Source organism: Kribbella sp. NPDC055071 (assembly GCF_053608045.1).
In genome coordinates this window covers 151,294-166,829 of sequence record NZ_JBSGUS010000015.1, presented here as the reverse complement: position 1 = coordinate 166,829, position 15,536 = coordinate 151,294, and the positions used below count along the sequence as shown (strand labels likewise).

Sequence of the window (15,536 nt, the reverse complement as noted above, 5' to 3'; positions counted from 1 at the left end):
GTGTTTTCCGGTGCCGGGGTTGTTGATGGTTTCTGGGAATCCTGGGGCTTGGGATCAGTTGCGGGGGTTCGCTCGGTTGCAGGTGGTGGAGGCCGAGGCGGCGTTGGGGGTGCTCGACGAGCGGTTGGCGGGTGCGTCGTCGCGGGGCGAGCGGGTGGCGGCGTTCGAGGCGGCGTACCGCCATGTTGCCGAGTGGCGGTATGAGGTGGCGGCGGAGGGGAAGTGGACCCGGCCGGGAGCGCGTGCGGAGGATGTGAGGACGCCGCTCGGGCTCGGGATGGGGTACAGGGTGACGCCGGACAACTGGCTTCCCGACCGGGATTCACCGGCGTTCAAGGTGCTGAAGAGGCTGGAGAAGGTCGCTCTGGAACGCCTCGACGGGAGCCGCGGGTTGCAGAACCGGGTCACGCTGCGGACCGGGCGCCGCATCAACGGGAACACGATTCAGTACATCCCACACCGGTCGGAAGACAGCAGCGCACCGCGAGGCGAGGATGATAGCGCAGCGCGAGGCGAGGTGAGGACGATCACCGCCGAGCCCGATGACCGCGACATGCTGCGGCGGGCGTCGTTCGAGGCGTTGGCCGAGCTCGAGGAGGCACGGGCCGGCGACGGGACCGACCCGACGGATCCCGAGCAGCGCCAGGCGTTCGTGGATGCGGCGTACTTCATGATCCAGGGGCCGGAGTTCAAACGGGGCAGCGACGCGATCATGCGGACGTTCATCGTCGCCGCGCACACCCGCGTGTTCGGTGTCGCGCCGGTGTTGCCGCAGGCAATCGACCTGGACGGAATGGTCCGCGGGCAGGAAGGTTTCAGCCGGGTCATGCACGACCAGCTGCGGCTGCTCCCGACGGCGGAGGAACCAAACCGCGCCGCCACCGGATCCAGCCGGGCGCCGCGGGCGACCGCCGTACGCAAGACCGGTGAGATCACGCGCTAGGGCTCGGGGTGTAGAGCTGGGTGATGACGGATTCGATGGTGGGTTCGGCTACTGAGAGGTCGACCAAGGGGTAGTTGGCGGCTATCTGGGACAACAGCGGCGCCGCGCTGGTGGTGGGTGGGAAGGTCAGGTGCTGGCGGGGGCCGTCGACCTTGATGACGGTGGCGCCGTCGACGGTGATGGGTGGGAGGGACGTCGCCAGGTCGACGACCAGGGTGCGAGGTGCGGATTGGCTCGCGCGCAGGCCGTCCAGGGTGCCGTCGAAGATCTGGTGGCCGTGGTCGATCACCATCACGCGGGTGCAGAGGGCCTCGATGTCGTCGAGGTCGTGGGTGGTGAGGATGACCGTCGTCCGGCGGTCCGCGTTGACCTGCCCCAGGAACTCGCGAAGCCGCGCCTTGCTGATCACGTCGAGCCCGATCGTCGGCTCGTCGAGATAGACGATCTCGGGATCGTGCAGCAGCGCCGCGGCGATATCGCCCCGCATCCGTTGCCCCAAGGAGAGTTGACGGACCGGGACATCCAGCAGATCACCCAGGTCCAACAGTTCCACGAAGGTCGCGAGATTCTCCCGGTGCCGTGCGAGGGGAACGTCGTACATCTTCTGCAGTACGGCGAACGAGTCCTTCAACGGTAGGTCCCACCACAGCGTGGTGCGCTGCCCGAAGACCACCCCGATCCGCTTGGCCAGCTTCAACCGGTGCCGCAACGGATCCACCCCGGCGACCCGGATCGAACCACTGGACGGGACCAGGATGCCCGTCAGCATCTTGATCGTGGTCGACTTCCCGGCGCCGTTCGGGCCGATGTAGCCCATCACCTCCCCCGGCTCGACGCTGAACGACAACCCGTCCACCGCACGCACCTCTCGACGCGTACGGCGGAATCCGTTCCGCGACGTCACCGTGAAAGCACGCGAAACGTCCGACAACTCGATGACTGGCACGAGAAACTCAGCTCCCTGTACTGCGATAGCGACGAAGACCGCCTCGCCACGCCAGCGACGCCAGCGCGACCATCACGACGGCGACCACCGGGGACAACAGGCCGATCCAGGACGGCAGGCCCAACGGGGCCGGCTTACCCAGCAGATACAGCACCGGGTAATAGTTGACGAAGGCAATCGGTACGACGAACGTGACCGCGCGAACGATCTCCTTGCCGAAGACCGACAACGGGTACTGGGTCAGCGTCTGACCGCCGTACGTGAACGAGTTGGCCAGCTCGGCCGAGTCCACCGAGACGAACTGGAACGCGGCACCCAGCACGAAGATCGCGCCGAAGATGACCGACCCGGCGACCATCGACACCACCAACATGATGCCCCGGGCAACGGTCCAGTCGATGTCGAGATGCGCGAACGCGAACGCCAGCACGACTCCGGCCTGGAACGGCCGCCCGAGCCGGCGCAGCGCGAACCCGTCCGCGGCCGTCTGCAGGAACGCCGGCACCGGCCGGATCATGTAGACGTCGAGCGTCCCGGTCCGGATCCGTTCACCGACGCGCTCGATCGATCCGGTGAACAGGTCGGCGAGCCCCAACGTCATCGAGGCCGTTGCGTAGAGCAACGCCATCTCCCCGAGCGTGAACCCACCGAACGACGTGATGTGGCTGAACATCAGGACGACGGCAACGAAGTCGGTCACGGTGATCAGCATCGAGCTGACCAGCATCAGCACGAACGACAACGGGTACGCCAGCGACGACCGGATCCACATCACGATCAACATCCAGTACTGCGCGGGCGCCCGCCTGACGCGCTCGACGATCTCAGCCACCCTGGATCACCACCTTCCGGGTCGCCAGCGCGGTCAGGAGCTGACCGCCGAGCAGGAGCACCACGATCCAGCCCAGCTGGAACGCCAACGCCGCGCCGACACCACCCGGATTGCGGCCCAGCCAGATGTCGATCGGCACCTGCAGCGTCGCCGCCCACGGCGTCGCCCGCGCGAACTCACCGATCCAGCCCGGGAACACCACCAGCGGCAGGATCGTCCCGGAGAAGAACAGCGACAGCACCAACACCATCTGCTCCATCCCGCGCGAGTCGGTGATCCAGAACCCGGACAACGCGACCAGGTACCGGATGCCGAAGCTGACCAGGATCCCGAGGACCAGCCCGATCGCGACCGCGAGCCACGTGAGCACACCGGAAGGGAACTTGAGGTCGAACGCCAGCGCGCCGACCAGCAGCGGCGCCCCACCACGGACCAGCAACTGGAACATCGCGCGGCCGAGATCGACCGACAACCACCACAGCATCAGCCGCGTCGGCCGGTACAGATCCACCGCGATCTCACCGCTGCGGACCCGCTCCCCCAGCTCGATCGTGGTGGTCGCGCCGAAGATCCCGATCGGCATCAGCAACCCCTGCTGCAACCACACGAACGTGAGCGCGTCGGAGACGTCGTACCCGCCGAGACCGGGTCGCTCGTGCCACAGGGTCAGATAGACACCGCACAGGATGAACCCGAACACGGTATTGGTGAACGCACCGGACGCAGTGGCGATCCGGTACGTCGAGAACCGGCGGAACGACCGTACGGCGATCGCCCAATAGACGCCCACGGCAACCTCCTCTCTTCTTCGAGGTGGTGTCCGAGGCCCCAGCGGCACGCAGAACTGCCCCGAATCCTGAGGACCCGGGGGGTTCGGACACCACTGTTGGCAGGCATGGGGAACCCCACACCGTTGTCAAGGAAGAGATGGGACGCTACAGCGGCAATCGACAGCCCGTCAACCGGATTAACCGGCCCGGGCGCGGGACCCCTCAGACCCGCGCCCGGGCCGGTGCATCGGTACCCCCTGAATCAGAACGCGTCGGCCGTCAGCAGCGCGGCCAGGTGGGTGGCGAACGGCACCGGATGGCTCGCGTACCCGCCGTGCCCGCCCGGGAACATCACCACCGGCCAGCCGAGCTGTTCGGCGATCACCTCGATCGGTCCGCCGGCCAGCTGGTCGCCCGAGAGCAGCCCGGCGGCGGGGATGATCCGATCGGCGACGGCCTTCAGCGCATCCAGATCCGGCTGGTACCGGGTGAACGCCAACAGCTTGTGCGCGTAGAAGGTGCCGGCATTGGCCTGCATCCGCTCGGCCGGCTCGCGGTACTCCGGCAGCAGATCCTCGATCGGCGGCATCGCGTCGTCGCTGAGACCGGCGCCGTTCATGAACAGGATGTCGGCGGCGGCGACCCCATCCGTGACGTAGGTGTCGTACACGTCCTGGAAGAACGCCCTCAGCTCCGACGGATCCGGGTACACCTCGACGCACGGCGGCTCGTGGGCGATCAGGGTCCGGACCCGGTCCGGGTGGCGGGTGATCAGCTCGAGCCCGGTGATCGCGCCCGAACTGGTGCCGAAGACGTACGCCGGTTCGTCACCGGCGACCTCGTTGATCAGCGCGAGCGCATCCTCGGCGGCCTGCTCGACCCGCTCGTCGGCGGGTGCACCGTCGTACCGGCTCCTGGAGTTCCCGCGCGGGTCGTAGGCCACCACCGTGTACGACGCCCCGAGCTGGCCGACGATCCCGTCGAAGATCCCCGCGTCCGTCCCACCGCCCGCGATCAGCAACAGCACCGGCCCCGACCCGGTCACCTCGAAGTGCAGGGTCGCCCCCGGCACCGCCAGCTTGTTCACAGTCTTCGCACCCATCAGGCAGCCCCTTTCGTTGCCCTCACTCTCCAATCCGCCGCTGGCATCCCGCGCACATCCCGCTGGCACCAGAGGTCAGCTGGCGTCTTCCATCGGGATCGGGGCCGAGTCGTCGAGGCCGGCCCAGGGGTCGCGGGGTGGGGATTCGCGGCGGCCCTGGGGGCAGATGCGGGCGAAGTCGCACCAGCCGCAGAGGGCTGAGGGCTCCGGCGGGAAGGCTTCGTCGGCTTCGGCGGGGGTGAGGCCCTCGCGCCAGCGGGCCTCGGCGGCGGCCGCGTCATCGGCCATCGACTCGGCTCGGCGTTGGTGCCTGGCCAGCGACTCGTCGTCGTGGTCGGCTGCGGCGACTGTGTTGGTCGGCAGGTGGTGCAGCTCGACCCGCGTGCACGGCTTGTGCAGGACGCGACGGGCGCCGAGCACGTACAGCGCCATCGCCAGCGATGCCCGGGCGTCGGTCGAGGTCAGTGGCCGACGGCCGGTCTTGTAGTCGACGATCGCCAGCTCGGTCCCACCGCTCCCGTCGCGGGTCGGGCGTTCGTCGATCCGGTCGACCCGGCCACGCAGCGACGCCCGCTCGGTGGTGAAGGCGACCGTACGCTCGACGCCGCGTGGTTCGTAGTACGGATCGCTGTCGCGCAGGTAGCCCAGCACCATCTCGGTCGACCGTTCCCGCCAGTCGAGCGACTGCTGCTCGTCCCGGAATCCCTCGCTGCGCCAGCTCGACCGCATCTTGGCGACGACTTCGTCCGGCGTACGGCGGGCTGCCGGCCAGCGACCGAAGAAGTCGGCGAGCACCTCGTGGACGATCGCACCGACCGTGTTGTGCGCCCAGGGCGGACCCTTCGGCGGCCGCGGCGTCTCGAGGTAGGTGTAGCGGTACTTGCGCTTGCAGTCCGCGAAGTTGAGCAGCTTGGTCGGCGTCGCCACGAACAACCGCGTCGGCATCCCGGGAAGCACGTCAGCCCGCCTTGATGAAGTCCGTGACCGCATCCGCGACCAGCTGAACCGCGATCGCGCTCAGCAGCAGACCGGCGATCCGCGTGACGAGCAGTACGCCGTTCTCGCCCAGAATCCGCATGATCACGCCGGAGAACCGCAGCGTCAGCCACATCACCAGGTGGATGGCGATGATGCCGACCGAGATCGCGACCACATCCGGCAGCGACCCGTTGGCCCGCTGCACGAACACCATCGTGGCGACGATCGCGCCCGGCCCGGCGAGCAACGGCGTACCGAGGGGGACGAAGGCGATGTTCACGTTCTTGGTCTGGACCGGGTCCTCGGCGGTGTCGGTCAGCAACTGCAGCGCGATCAGGAGGAGCAGCAGACCGCCCGCACACTGCAGCGCCGGCAGCGTGATGCCGAGGTGGTGCAGGATCTGCTGCCCGAACGCCGCGAACACGACGATCACCCCGAACGCCACCAGCACGGCCTGCCACGCGGCCTTCTTCCGGACCGCGCGGGACTGCCCGGCGGTCAGCGAGATGAAGACCGGCACGGTGCCCGGAGGGTCCATGATCACGAACAGCGTGACGATGACCTCCGTGAACAGCCCGAGGTTGATGACATGGTTCACGGCAGGTAGGCCTCGGGCACCTGAGCGTCGGGGGCGGCGGACGCGTTCTTCTTCGCGACCTCGAGGAGCCGCTCGAACTGCTCCGGCTCGGTGGTGTTCACCCCGAGGTCGTGGTCGATCTTGCCGACACCGTGGTGGTCGCTCGAGCCGGTGTAGATGATGCCGAGATCCTGCGCGATCGCACGCAACGCCGTCCGCGACTGCGGCGAATGGTCCTGGTGGTCGACCTCGATACCGCCCAGCCCGTGGTCCTCGACCAGGCGGCCGATGGTCTCCTCGGTCATCACCTTGTAGCTCGACCGGCCCCACGGGTGCGCGATCACGGGTACGCCGCCGGCCGCGCGGACCAGGTCGATCGCGTGGCCGGGGTCGAGCGCGTAATGCGGAACATGACCGGCCCTGCCGTCGGCGAGGAACCGGTCGAAGGCTTCGGTCCGGTTCGCCACGGTGCCGTTGGCGACCAGCGCGTCGGCCACGTGGGGGCGACCCACAGACGGCGTACCGGTCGCTTGGGCGAGCACCTCGTCGACGGTCAGCGGTACGCCGATGCTGTTGAGGCGGGCCACGATCGTCGGGATGCGGTCGGTGCGGCCGTCGCGGACCACCTTGAGGTCGTCGGCGAGCGGCGGGTACGACGGATCCGGCAGGTACGCGAGCAGGTGGACGCTGATCCCGCTCAGCTTGCACGAGATCTCGATACCGGGGACGAACCCGACCCCGAGGTCCTCCGCCGCGCGCCGGCCCTCCGCCCAGCCGTCGGCCGTGTCGTGGTCGGTGAGCGCGATCACATCGAGACCCGCCTGCGCCGCGTGCGCGATCAGGACGTCCACCGGGTCGGTGCCGTCCGAGCGGTTCGAGTGGGTGTGCAGATCGATACGCACGAGCGGTCCGGATCCCTTCGAAAGGCCTGCTGTCACCGCTGATGCTATCCGCGTTCACGCTTCGGACCTGGCACTTATCCCCAGAACGCCTATCCTCGGCTGGCATGGAGGCGCGGCGGGTCGATTGTGTGGGTGCTCTGGTGTACGACGAGGAGCACCGGTTGCTCGTGGTCCGGAGGGGTAACGAACCCGGGCGTGGGCTGTGGGCCATCCCGGGTGGACGGGTCGAGCCGGGTGAGGACGATCCGGCGGCGGTTGCGCGGGAGGTCGCGGAGGAGACCGGCCTGACCGTGGCGGTCGGCTCGTTGGTCGGCGAGGTTGAACGGTCGGGGCCGGCTGGGCAGCTCTATGTGATTCGCGACTACGAGGCCACGGCTGTGGGTGGCACGCTCACTCCTGGTGACGATGCGACCGACGCCAAGTTCGTCACCCGGTCCGAGTTCCTGACGCTCCCCACGACGACGCTGCTGGTGTCGACGCTGGAGCAGTGGAACGCGCTGCCGGGTTAGCAGGTGCTCAGGGGGACCCGGCCGGTGGCGAAGGCTGTTGGGGTGACGTGCATGAGCGCACGGAAGTCCGCGATCAGGTGCGATTGGTCGGTGTAGCCGGCGCCCGCGGCTGTGTCGGACCACGAGTCCGGTGCCTGGCTGATCACGCCTCGGACCCTTGTGATCCTGGCGAAGTGCTTGGGTGAGACGCCGACGGCCTGACGGAAGATCCGCCGCAGATACCGATCGCTCACCCCGAGTCGCGTAGCCGCCGTCCGCACGCTTCCGGTCGCCAACTCCTTGGCGGCCGCACCCACCAGGTCGAACCGCTCCGGCACCCGCCGCGGCAACCGCGCCACCAGGTAGTCGCCCAACACCTCGACCCCCACCTCCGGCCGGTCGGCGTACCGCATCAACCGCTCCCCCAACTCCACCGCCGACGGCCCACACAGCTCACTCAACGGCACCACCCGATCAACCAGCTCATCCGCCCCAACCCCCAGCAACGGCATCGCCCACCCAGCCCGAACCCGCAACCGAACACACACCGGCAGCTCCTTACTCAAGTGATAAGCCGCCGTAGTCCGAGCCCCCGCAACCAACACATCACTAACCCCTCTCCCCGTAACCCGCCAAACCACCGAAGTAGCCCCATCAGGCACCAACACCGTCACCCCGCGACGCTCCACCACACCAACCTCGCCGGGAGCCGAGGCCCCAACGCCCCTCGCATCACCTGCGCCGCCCTCGCTCCCCGGCCTCCCCGCGCCCGCGCCGCGGGCGCGGGTTGTTTGGAGGGTGATGTCTTCGATCCACGGGTCGAGGGTGTGCACGCTTCGAGAGTAGCCAGCGCGATCGGGCAGCCGTAGTTCCGAAAGTTCCTATTCGTGCGCGGGGGCCGGCGCTCAGGGTGGGGGCATGATTCTGGTGACGGGTGCTTCGGGCACCATCGGACGTGAGGTTGTTCGTCAGCTCGTCGAGCGTGGCAGCCCGGTCCGCGGGATGACGCGAGATCCGGCCCGCCTGCCGGGAATCCCCGCGGTGCAAGGCGATTTCGAGGATCAGGAGTCCTTGCACCGGGCAACCGATGGTGCGACCGCCGTCTTTCTGCTCAGCGCGCCCGGACCGCGCGTCCCGGATCACGATCGCGCCATGATCCGAGCCGCGGTGGACAACGGCGTACGGAAGATCGTGAAATTGTCGGCCGTCGGCAGCACCGACGAGGGGATGCCTGGGAACTGGCACGCCGCCGGTGAGCGGGCGCTGCGGGAGAGCGGTCTGGCCTGGACGATCCTGCGGCCGACGGGGTTCGCCTCGAACACATTCCACTGGTTGCAGGCAATCAAGGCGGGTGACCCGATCCCCAACCGGACCGGATCAGGCGTACACGCCTTCGTCGACCCGCGTGACGTGGCCGCCGTCGCGGTCGAGGCGTTGTTGTCGGCAGACCATGACGGCCAGCTCTACACGCTGACCGGACCCGAGCTGTTGAGCGTGCCGGACCAGGTGGCGCAGCTCTCCGACGTACTCGGACGTCCGTTGACGGTGACCGACGTACCTCCCGAAGTTGCCGCTGGGCAGCTGCGTGCCGCCGGGTACGACGAGGCGGTGATCGCGGTCGCGCTCCGGGGCGCCGAGCTGATCCGCAGCGGCGGCGCGAAGGTCATCACCACCGATGTCGAACGCGTACTCGGCCGCCCCTCCGGCACCTACCGCGCCTGGCTGAAAACCCATCGCGCCGCCTTCGACTGATCCGCGAGACTGGCGGGATGGAGGACCCCGAGCTGATCCGCGCGATCGAGGACAACGCGGCCGAGTTGCTGATGGCGATGGGCGGTGCCGGCGGCGGACAGCAGCGGGAGACACCGGAGGTCCGATGGACGATCGGCGGATCCCCGCTCGACTACCACAACGCAGTGGTCGAGGCCGACCTCCACGACCCCGACGCGGTGATCGCTGAATCCCTTACCGAGTTGAGGAATCGGGGACTCCCCGGCTGCTGGCATGTCGGCCCTTCGATGCGTCCGGCCGACCTCGGCAAGCGGCTGACCGCGGCCGGCTTCACGTACGGCGGCAGCGAACCAGGGATGGCCGTCCGGATCCCGGAGCTGATCCCGCCGACCGTCGTACCCGGTCTCGAGATCACCCGCGTCATCGACGACGAGACCCTGGCGGTCTGGGAGAAGACGCTCGGCCGCGGTTTCGGTGAGGGCGAGAAGGAAGCGCGCTGGGTCGCGTCCGTCTACCGCAAGCTCGGGTACGGCGATCCGTGGCGCCACTACCTCGGTTGGATCGACGGTGCTGCGGTTGCGACCACAACAGTCTTCCTCGGCGCGGGCGTTGCCGGCGTGTACTTCGTGATGACGGTCCCGGCGGCGCGGGATCGGCGCCGCCATCACGTACGCCGCCCTCCGCGATGCCGAGGCGGTCGCGGAGTACGGCGTACTGGGGTCGTCGTCGGCCGGGCGACCGGTGTACGCGCGGCTCGGGTTCCGCGAGTACTGCACGATCGAGCTTTACGAGTGGGCTCCGACGGGCTGAGCCACGCCGGACGTGACCGCGGTGCGCTCGCGCAGGAGCAGGAACGCGTCGAAGAGCATGATCACGGCAGTCAGCCCGTGCACACCGAGCGCGGTGGCCGCGGGACCACTGTGGGAGAACACGGTGATCATGTCGGTGATCGGGATGACCGCCGAGATCGCCATCAGGACGCCGGTCGCACGCCGCTGGCGGAGCGCGAACAGCGCCAGCAGGTTGAGCCCGAGGACGATGTCCCGGATCCCCTTCACCGCGAAGTACCCGGCCGCGATGCCGGTCGGATAGGGGTCGATCCCGAATCCGGCGGCGGCGATGTGCCCGGCGAACAGGAACTCGGTGCCGAACGTGAGCGGGAAGATGCCGAGCAGGACGGTCAGGACGGTGGTGAAGCGGCGCATCGCGATCTCCAAAGGTAGTGTCTAGCATCGCTAACTTTCCTAGCGACGCTAACACTGCCATCGCTAGATTGTCTAGCGGTGCTAACCTCTGGTCTATGCCGACCCAGTCACGCCGGGAGCGGGCTCGCGAGGAGCGCCGCGACCTGATCGTCCGTACCGCCCGGGAGCTCGCCGAGGCCGACGGCTGGGACGCCGTCACCACCCGCCGCCTGGCCGAAGCGGTCGACTACAGCCAGCCCGTCCTCTACGGCCACTTCGCCAACATGGACGCCATCGCCGGCGCGGTCGCCCTCGACGGCATCATCGAGCTGACCGCAGTCCTGCGAAAAGCCCGCAGGAAAGACGGTCTGCCCGGCCTGGCCACGGCGTACCTGACCTACGCCGCCGACCACCCAGCCGTCTACGAAGCCATGTTCGTCCGCCACACCGACCTGGTCTTCGGCCAGGCCGACTCCCCCGAACCCCTCAAGGCAGCCTTCGCCGAAATCGCCGCCGCCGTCGAGCCCTTCACCCACGCGGACCCGGAAACCGCCACCGAAGTCTTCTGGAGCGCCCTCCACGGCCAAGCAACCCTCACCACCAACCACCGCCTCCGCCCCACCCACACAGAAGCCCGAGCCGCCCTCCTGGTAGCCCTCTTCGCCCACTAAGCGCCTTTCCGGAAACAATCGCGTGAATATCGACCAGAATGTTCCGGAAAGCGAGTTATCCACAGGGGCGGACGCGGCGCGAGCGGAAATCCGCGAGGCTGGTGGGGGTGGAATGGTGGTGGCGGGAGCGGCTCGCAGCTGAGGGGATCGAGGCGCTGATCCAGGTCCAGAACCGGATCGTGAGCCGCGTCCAGTTGCTCGCCGGAGGGTGGTCCGAGGCCCGGGTCGGCGGACGGCTACGGACGAGACGCTGGCAGGCGATTCATCCCGGCGTGTATGCCACGCACACAGGTCCCATCGGGTACGACGAACGCCTGCTGGCCGCACTGCTCTACGCGGGACCGGAAGCGGCCTGGAGTCATCACACCGCTGCAGAGCAACTCGGCCTGATCAAGTCAGACCCGAAGCGCCCGGTGCATGTGGTCATCCCGGAATCCCGAAGGGTCAAGGCACAACGTGACCTCGTGATCCACCGGGACGAGCACTGGGCTGATCGGCTGGCTGTGGTTGTCCCGCCACGCCGGACGGCGGCGCACGCGGTGCTGGACATCGTGGGCAGCTCATCATCCCCGGAGCACGCGGCCGCGGTGATCGCGGAGGCCTGTCAAAGCGGCCGAGTTGGTCCGGCGGAGCTCGAGGAGGCGCTGGTGGACCGACCGCGGCTGCGGCACCGGCGCGTCCTGCGGCCGATCATCGCGGATGTCGCCGCGGGTTCGCATTCGCTCCTCGAGCTCCAGTACCTGCGCGATGTCGAGCGTCGGCACGGAATTCCGCCCGGTCTGCGGCAGCGGGCGGTGGACCGGGAATTCACCGACGTCTTCTACCCGGGATTCGGTCTCGTCGTCGAGCTCGACGGACGATTGCACCTCGCACCCCGGCAGCGCTGGCGCGACCTCGATCGCGACAACCGGGCGACGCTGAGGGCGGAGTCGACGTTGCGCTACGGGTGGGTCGACATCACGTCCCGTCCCTGTGCGGCCGCCGTACAGGTCGTCGACGTCCTCCGCCGCACCACCCCCACCCTGACTGCCCACCCCTGCGCCCCCGGCTGCCCAGTCCAGTGAGCTTTCCGGAAGCTTTTGCGCGAATATCGCGGTTTTTGTTCCGGAAAGGTTAGTTGTTCCAGTGGTGGATGGCGGGGGAGCCTCGCTCCCAGCCCAGGACTGAGATGGTGGCGGTGTTGAGGACGAAGTGGCGGCCTTCGGTGACGTCGAGTTCCAGCCAGCGGGCCGTCAGGGCCCGGAGGGCGTGGGAGTGGCCGAAGACGAGGACGTCGCCGGGTACGGCGGCGATCTTGGCGTTCACGCGGTCGAGGCGGGCCGCGACCTGGGCGGGGGTTTCGCCGTTGGGTACAGGGTCGGCCCAGACCGTCCAGCCAGGCACGGTCTTGCGGATCTCCGCGGTGGTGATGCCCTCGTAGTCCCCGTAGTCCCACTCGACCAGGTCGTCGTCGACCTCGGCGTCCGGGAAGCCCGCGAGCTCCGCCGTACGACGGGCTCGTTGGCGCGGCGAGGTCAGGACCAGGTCGAACTTCTCCGCTGCCAGCCGCTGCTTCAGACCCGTGGCGACGCGTTCGCCGTCGGGCGTCAGCGGCAGGTCGGTGACGGACGTATGCCGGCCCGACTTGCTCCACTCTGTCTCGCCGTGCCGGACGAGGAAGAGCTTGTCTTCGCGTTCGTGTGTGGTCACACCTCCATCTTCGCAAATCGACCGGCACAGCTTTCGGCGCATCGTCGCGGATCGGGGCCGAGGTCTTGACCGATGCACCCGGAACAGGGCAGGGTCGAAAACTGTAAGCGCTTCCACTTCGACCTCCAGGAGCGAGCACGTGGCATCCGGAAGCACCGGCCGGCCGGCGACGATCTACGACGTCGCGGCCCTGGCGAAGCTGTCCATCGCGACGGTTTCGCGTGTCCTGCAAGGGACTGGACCGGTTTCGGCGAAGGCGCGAGCGCGGGTCGACCAGGCGGCGCAGGAGCTCAACTACGTACCGCTGCGCGCCGCCCGCAGCCTGGCGGTGCAACGACATGAGGCGCACGGGCTCGTGCTGCCCGACCTGGCCGGCCCGTTCTACGGCGACCTGCTGATGGGGTACGAGCGCTGGGCCGGCGAACACGGGCAGAGCGTCGTCATCACCGTCACCCACGGGAACGCCGATCCCCGTCGCAGTGTCCGCGACCTGGCCGGGCGGGTCGACGGGATCGTTGTCCACGGCAACGCTCTGGATCTGCCGACGATCCAGGGTTTGCGCAAGGCTGGGGTGCCGTTGGTGCTGATCGCACATCCGCCGGTCACCGGGTGTGATTCGGTCCGGAGCGAGAGCGCGGCGAGTGCCGAGCAGCTCACCACCCGCCTGCTCGACCACGGCCGCACCAGCTTGCTCTTCGTCGGTGATCCAGCCAGCTCGTACGACGTCTCCGAGCGGTACGCCGGATTCGCCAAAGCCCACGAGAAGCGGGGTCTGCCGGTCCCGAAGCCGGAGCGGGTCCCCCTCACCGAAGAAGCCGGCGCGGCCGTCGCCGAGATGGTGCTGCAGGCAACAAATCCCCGATCGGCCCACGCTACGCGCGAACCGATCGGGAAAAAGACAACGGCAGAACACCCCAGGGGTGCCGGACGGGCAGCTGAGGTGGGGCTGGGAGCCGACGGGTGGGCCGATGGGTTGGTTTGTGCTAACGACGAGTTGGCGCTGGCGGTGATTCAGGGGTTGCTGGCTGCGGGTGTCGACGTACCTGGGGACGTTGTGGTGACGGGGTGGGACGACGTGATGGCGGCTCGGTATGTGTCGCCGGGGTTGACGACCGTGCGGCAGCCGATGGCCGAGTTGGGGCGGACCGCGGCGCAACGGCTGCACGAGCGGGTGACCGGGGAACGGTCGCGAGCGCGGAACGACGTACTGGCGACAGAGCTTGTGCTGCGGGACAGCTGCGGCACCAGGTAAATCACAACCGGGGGATGCATGCAGTAACCAAGTGAGGAGACAACACACAATGTTCACCCACAGCATCCGTCGCCGGCTTCTGATCGGCAGCGCTGCGCTCACAGCCACAGCTCTGGCACTCGCCGGGTGCGGCCGCTCGAGCAACTCCCCCGATGCGGGTTCACAAGCGACGACGACGGTCAGCAACGGACCCGCGACCGGGAACCTCACGGTCTGGGCGATGGGCGCCGAAGGCGAGAACCTGCCCAAACTGCTCGACCAGTTCCAGCAGGAGAACCCGGGCGTGAAGGTGACCGTCACGCCGATCCCGTGGGACGCCGCGCACAACAAGTTCACCACCGCGATCACGGCGCAGACGGTGCCCGACGCGGCCATGGTCGGGACGACCTGGATGGGTGAGTTCGCCGACCTCGGCGCGCTCGACCCGACGCCGCAGGGCTTCGACAACTCCGGGTTCTATCCCGGAGCGCTGGACACGACGAAGGTCGCCGGGACGCAGTACGGCGTTCCGTGGTACGTCGAGACGCGGTTGGTCTTCTATCGCAAGGACCTGGCCGCGAAGGCCGGATTCAGTACGCCGCCGACCGACTGGGACGGGTTGAAGGCGATGGCGAAGGCGATGAAGGAGAAGGCCGGCGCCAAGTACGGGATCAACCTCCAGCCGGGCGGGACCGGATCGTGGCAGACCGTGATGCCGTTCGCGTGGTCCGCCGGCGCGAACATCACCGGGGCCGACGACAAGTCGTTCACGTTCGATACGCCGGAGATGCAGGAGGGGTTGAAGTACTACCAGAGCTTCTTCACCGACAAGCTCGCCGGGACCGACCTGCCGCCCAATCAGACCGAGGCGCAGTTCGTCAGCGGGCAGGTGCCGATGTTCATCTCCGGGCCGTGGATGGCCGGATCGGTGGCGAAGGCCGGTGGGGATGCGATCAAGCCGAACATCGGGGTGTTCCAGCTACCGAAGAACAAGACGTCGACGTCGTTCGTCGGTGGGTCGGACTTCGTGGTGTTCAAGTCATCGAAGAACAAGGACAGTGCTTGGAAGCTGGTCAAGTTCTTGTCCGACGCGAAGACGCAGGCTTCGTGGTTCAAGCTGTCGTCGGATCTGCCGGCGGTGAAGAGCGCTTGGCAGGACCAGAGCATCGCGTCGGATCCGATCCTGCCGGTGTTCGGCAAGCAGCTCGAGGACGCGAAGGCGCCGCCCGCGATCGTGAACTGGGAACAGGTCGCCGCCGCCTTCGACACCGAGGTCGAGAAGATGGCGAAAGCCGGCCAGTCCCCCGCGGACACCGCCAAAGCCATCCAAACCAAAGCAACGGCGATAGGCGCCGGCGGTAGCTGATCATGAGTGAAAAAGCAGCTCCCGACGAAGCGCTGCGCGCTTCGTCGGGAGGAAAGAAAGAAGGAGGGCGATCGGCGAGCGCCGGGGTGGTTGTGGTGGTCGGCCGTCCTGGCGGGCGTCGGTCGC

18 protein-coding genes are annotated in these 15,536 nt (G+C 68.1%); 7 read left to right on the top strand and 11 right to left on the bottom strand.

Annotated elements, in window-relative coordinates; all coding sequences use genetic code 11:
- The first annotated feature begins 76 nt into the window (after positions 1-76).
- Entirely contained in the window at positions 77-943 is an 867-nt protein-coding gene (locus ACWF4Z_RS24785) for a hypothetical protein (RefSeq protein ID WP_452245517.1), read from the top strand.
- Here ACWF4Z_RS24785 and ACWF4Z_RS24780 read toward each other — a convergent pair.
- The 7 genes from ACWF4Z_RS24780 to ACWF4Z_RS24750 all read right to left on the bottom strand — a co-directional run bounded on the left by ACWF4Z_RS24780 (position 933) and on the right by ACWF4Z_RS24750 (position 7,050).
- Positions 933-1,889 carry an ABC transporter ATP-binding protein gene (locus tag ACWF4Z_RS24780; RefSeq protein ID WP_452245516.1) on the bottom strand — a complete coding sequence of 319 codons (957 nt, stop codon included), beginning with the start codon at positions 1,887-1,889 and terminating at the stop codon, positions 933-935. The genes ACWF4Z_RS24785 and ACWF4Z_RS24780 overlap by 11 nt on opposite strands.
- 7 nt (positions 1,890-1,896) lie before the next feature.
- Positions 1,897-2,721 carry an ABC transporter permease gene (locus ACWF4Z_RS24775; protein ID WP_452245515.1) on the bottom strand — a complete coding sequence of 275 codons (825 nt, stop codon included), beginning with the start codon at positions 2,719-2,721 and terminating at the stop codon, positions 1,897-1,899.
- Positions 2,714-3,511, bottom strand: a complete 798-nt coding sequence (locus tag ACWF4Z_RS24770) for an ABC transporter permease (RefSeq protein ID WP_452245514.1) — start codon at positions 3,509-3,511, stop codon at positions 2,714-2,716. The genes ACWF4Z_RS24775 and ACWF4Z_RS24770 overlap by 8 nt, the downstream gene beginning before the upstream one ends.
- A gap of 242 nt (positions 3,512-3,753) precedes the next feature.
- Positions 3,754-4,593 carry an alpha/beta fold hydrolase gene (locus tag ACWF4Z_RS24765; RefSeq protein ID WP_452245513.1) on the bottom strand — a complete coding sequence of 280 codons (840 nt, stop codon included), beginning with the start codon at positions 4,591-4,593 and terminating at the stop codon, positions 3,754-3,756.
- Between the two features lie 75 nt (positions 4,594-4,668).
- On the bottom strand, positions 4,669-5,538 hold the full coding sequence (locus ACWF4Z_RS24760; protein ID WP_452245512.1) for a RecB family exonuclease: 870 nt from the start codon (positions 5,536-5,538) through the stop codon (positions 4,669-4,671).
- Positions 5,539-5,551: 13 nt separating this feature from the next.
- Positions 5,552-6,169, bottom strand: coding sequence for a MarC family protein (locus ACWF4Z_RS24755; protein WP_452245511.1), 618 nt, complete (start codon positions 6,167-6,169; stop codon positions 5,552-5,554).
- Complete coding sequence (locus ACWF4Z_RS24750; RefSeq protein ID WP_452245510.1) at positions 6,166-7,050, bottom strand: PHP domain-containing protein; 885 nt, start codon at positions 7,048-7,050, stop codon at positions 6,166-6,168. The genes ACWF4Z_RS24755 and ACWF4Z_RS24750 overlap by 4 nt, the downstream gene beginning before the upstream one ends.
- Positions 7,051-7,154: 104 nt before the next feature.
- Here ACWF4Z_RS24750 and ACWF4Z_RS24745 point away from each other — a divergent pair, with 104 nt between their 5' ends.
- On the top strand, positions 7,155-7,559 hold the full coding sequence (locus ACWF4Z_RS24745) for an NUDIX domain-containing protein (RefSeq protein ID WP_452245509.1): 405 nt from the start codon (positions 7,155-7,157) through the stop codon (positions 7,557-7,559).
- On the opposite strand, the gene ACWF4Z_RS24740 is transcribed toward ACWF4Z_RS24745, so the two are convergent.
- Positions 7,556-8,086, bottom strand: coding sequence for a helix-turn-helix domain-containing protein (locus ACWF4Z_RS24740; RefSeq protein ID WP_452245508.1), 531 nt, complete (start codon positions 8,084-8,086; stop codon positions 7,556-7,558). The genes ACWF4Z_RS24745 and ACWF4Z_RS24740 overlap by 4 nt on opposite strands.
- Positions 8,087-8,456: 370 nt before the next feature.
- Between ACWF4Z_RS24740 and ACWF4Z_RS24735 the strand changes: the two genes are divergently transcribed.
- Positions 8,457-9,290 carry an SDR family oxidoreductase gene (locus tag ACWF4Z_RS24735; protein WP_452245507.1) on the top strand — a complete coding sequence of 278 codons (834 nt, stop codon included), beginning with the start codon at positions 8,457-8,459 and terminating at the stop codon, positions 9,288-9,290.
- Here ACWF4Z_RS24735 and ACWF4Z_RS24730 read toward each other — a convergent pair.
- Complete coding sequence (locus ACWF4Z_RS24730; RefSeq protein ID WP_452245506.1) at positions 9,248-10,045, bottom strand: hypothetical protein; 798 nt, start codon at positions 10,043-10,045, stop codon at positions 9,248-9,250. The two genes, ACWF4Z_RS24735 and ACWF4Z_RS24730, sit on opposite strands and share 43 nt — an antisense overlap.
- 9 nt (positions 10,046-10,054) lie before the next feature.
- Positions 10,055-10,474 (bottom strand): DUF4267 domain-containing protein, encoded by a 420-nt coding sequence (locus ACWF4Z_RS24725; protein WP_452245505.1) that lies wholly within the window; start codon positions 10,472-10,474, stop codon positions 10,055-10,057.
- 95 nt (positions 10,475-10,569) lie between these two features.
- Between ACWF4Z_RS24725 and ACWF4Z_RS24720 the strand changes: the two genes are divergently transcribed.
- Together ACWF4Z_RS24720 and ACWF4Z_RS24715 are read left to right on the top strand one after the other, a co-directional pair.
- On the top strand, positions 10,570-11,124 hold the full coding sequence (locus ACWF4Z_RS24720; protein ID WP_452245504.1) for a TetR/AcrR family transcriptional regulator: 555 nt from the start codon (positions 10,570-10,572) through the stop codon (positions 11,122-11,124).
- A gap of 107 nt (positions 11,125-11,231) precedes the next feature.
- On the top strand, positions 11,232-12,188 hold the full coding sequence (locus ACWF4Z_RS24715) for a hypothetical protein (protein WP_452245503.1): 957 nt from the start codon (positions 11,232-11,234) through the stop codon (positions 12,186-12,188).
- Between the two features lie 49 nt (positions 12,189-12,237).
- Here ACWF4Z_RS24715 and ACWF4Z_RS24710 read toward each other — a convergent pair whose 3' ends face one another.
- Positions 12,238-12,813 (bottom strand): histidine phosphatase family protein, encoded by a 576-nt coding sequence (locus ACWF4Z_RS24710; protein ID WP_452245502.1) that lies wholly within the window; start codon positions 12,811-12,813, stop codon positions 12,238-12,240.
- A gap of 139 nt (positions 12,814-12,952) precedes the next feature.
- On the opposite strand from ACWF4Z_RS24710, the gene ACWF4Z_RS24705 reads away from it, so the two are divergent.
- Together ACWF4Z_RS24705 and ACWF4Z_RS24700 are read left to right on the top strand one after the other, a co-directional pair.
- Entirely contained in the window at positions 12,953-14,065 is a 1,113-nt protein-coding gene (locus ACWF4Z_RS24705) for a LacI family DNA-binding transcriptional regulator (RefSeq protein WP_452245501.1), read from the top strand.
- 49 nt (positions 14,066-14,114) lie between these two features.
- The gene (locus ACWF4Z_RS24700) at positions 14,115-15,410 is read left to right on the top strand and encodes a sugar ABC transporter substrate-binding protein (protein ID WP_452245500.1); all 1,296 of its coding nucleotides are present in this window, start codon (positions 14,115-14,117) and stop codon (positions 15,408-15,410) included.
- Positions 15,411-15,536: the final 126 nt, after the last annotated feature.

Bases quoted from the DNA above. Each gene is read 5' to 3' on its own strand.
- ACWF4Z_RS24765 (WP_452245513.1), bottom strand. From the start codon at position 4,593: ATGGGTGCGAAGACTGTGAACAAGCTGGCGGTGCCGGGGGCGACCCTG.
- ACWF4Z_RS24760 (WP_452245512.1), bottom strand. From the start codon at position 5,538: ATGCCGACGCGGTTGTTCGTGGCGACGCCGACCAAGCTGCTCAACTTC.
- ACWF4Z_RS24745 (WP_452245509.1), top strand. From the start codon at position 7,155: ATGGAGGCGCGGCGGGTCGATTGTGTGGGTGCTCTGGTGTACGACGAG.
- ACWF4Z_RS24735 (WP_452245507.1), top strand. From the start codon at position 8,457: ATGATTCTGGTGACGGGTGCTTCGGGCACCATCGGACGTGAGGTTGTT.
- ACWF4Z_RS24725 (WP_452245505.1), bottom strand. From the start codon at position 10,474: ATGCGCCGCTTCACCACCGTCCTGACCGTCCTGCTCGGCATCTTCCCG.
- ACWF4Z_RS24720 (WP_452245504.1), top strand. From the start codon at position 10,570: ATGCCGACCCAGTCACGCCGGGAGCGGGCTCGCGAGGAGCGCCGCGAC.
- ACWF4Z_RS24700 (WP_452245500.1), top strand. From the start codon at position 14,115: ATGTTCACCCACAGCATCCGTCGCCGGCTTCTGATCGGCAGCGCTGCG.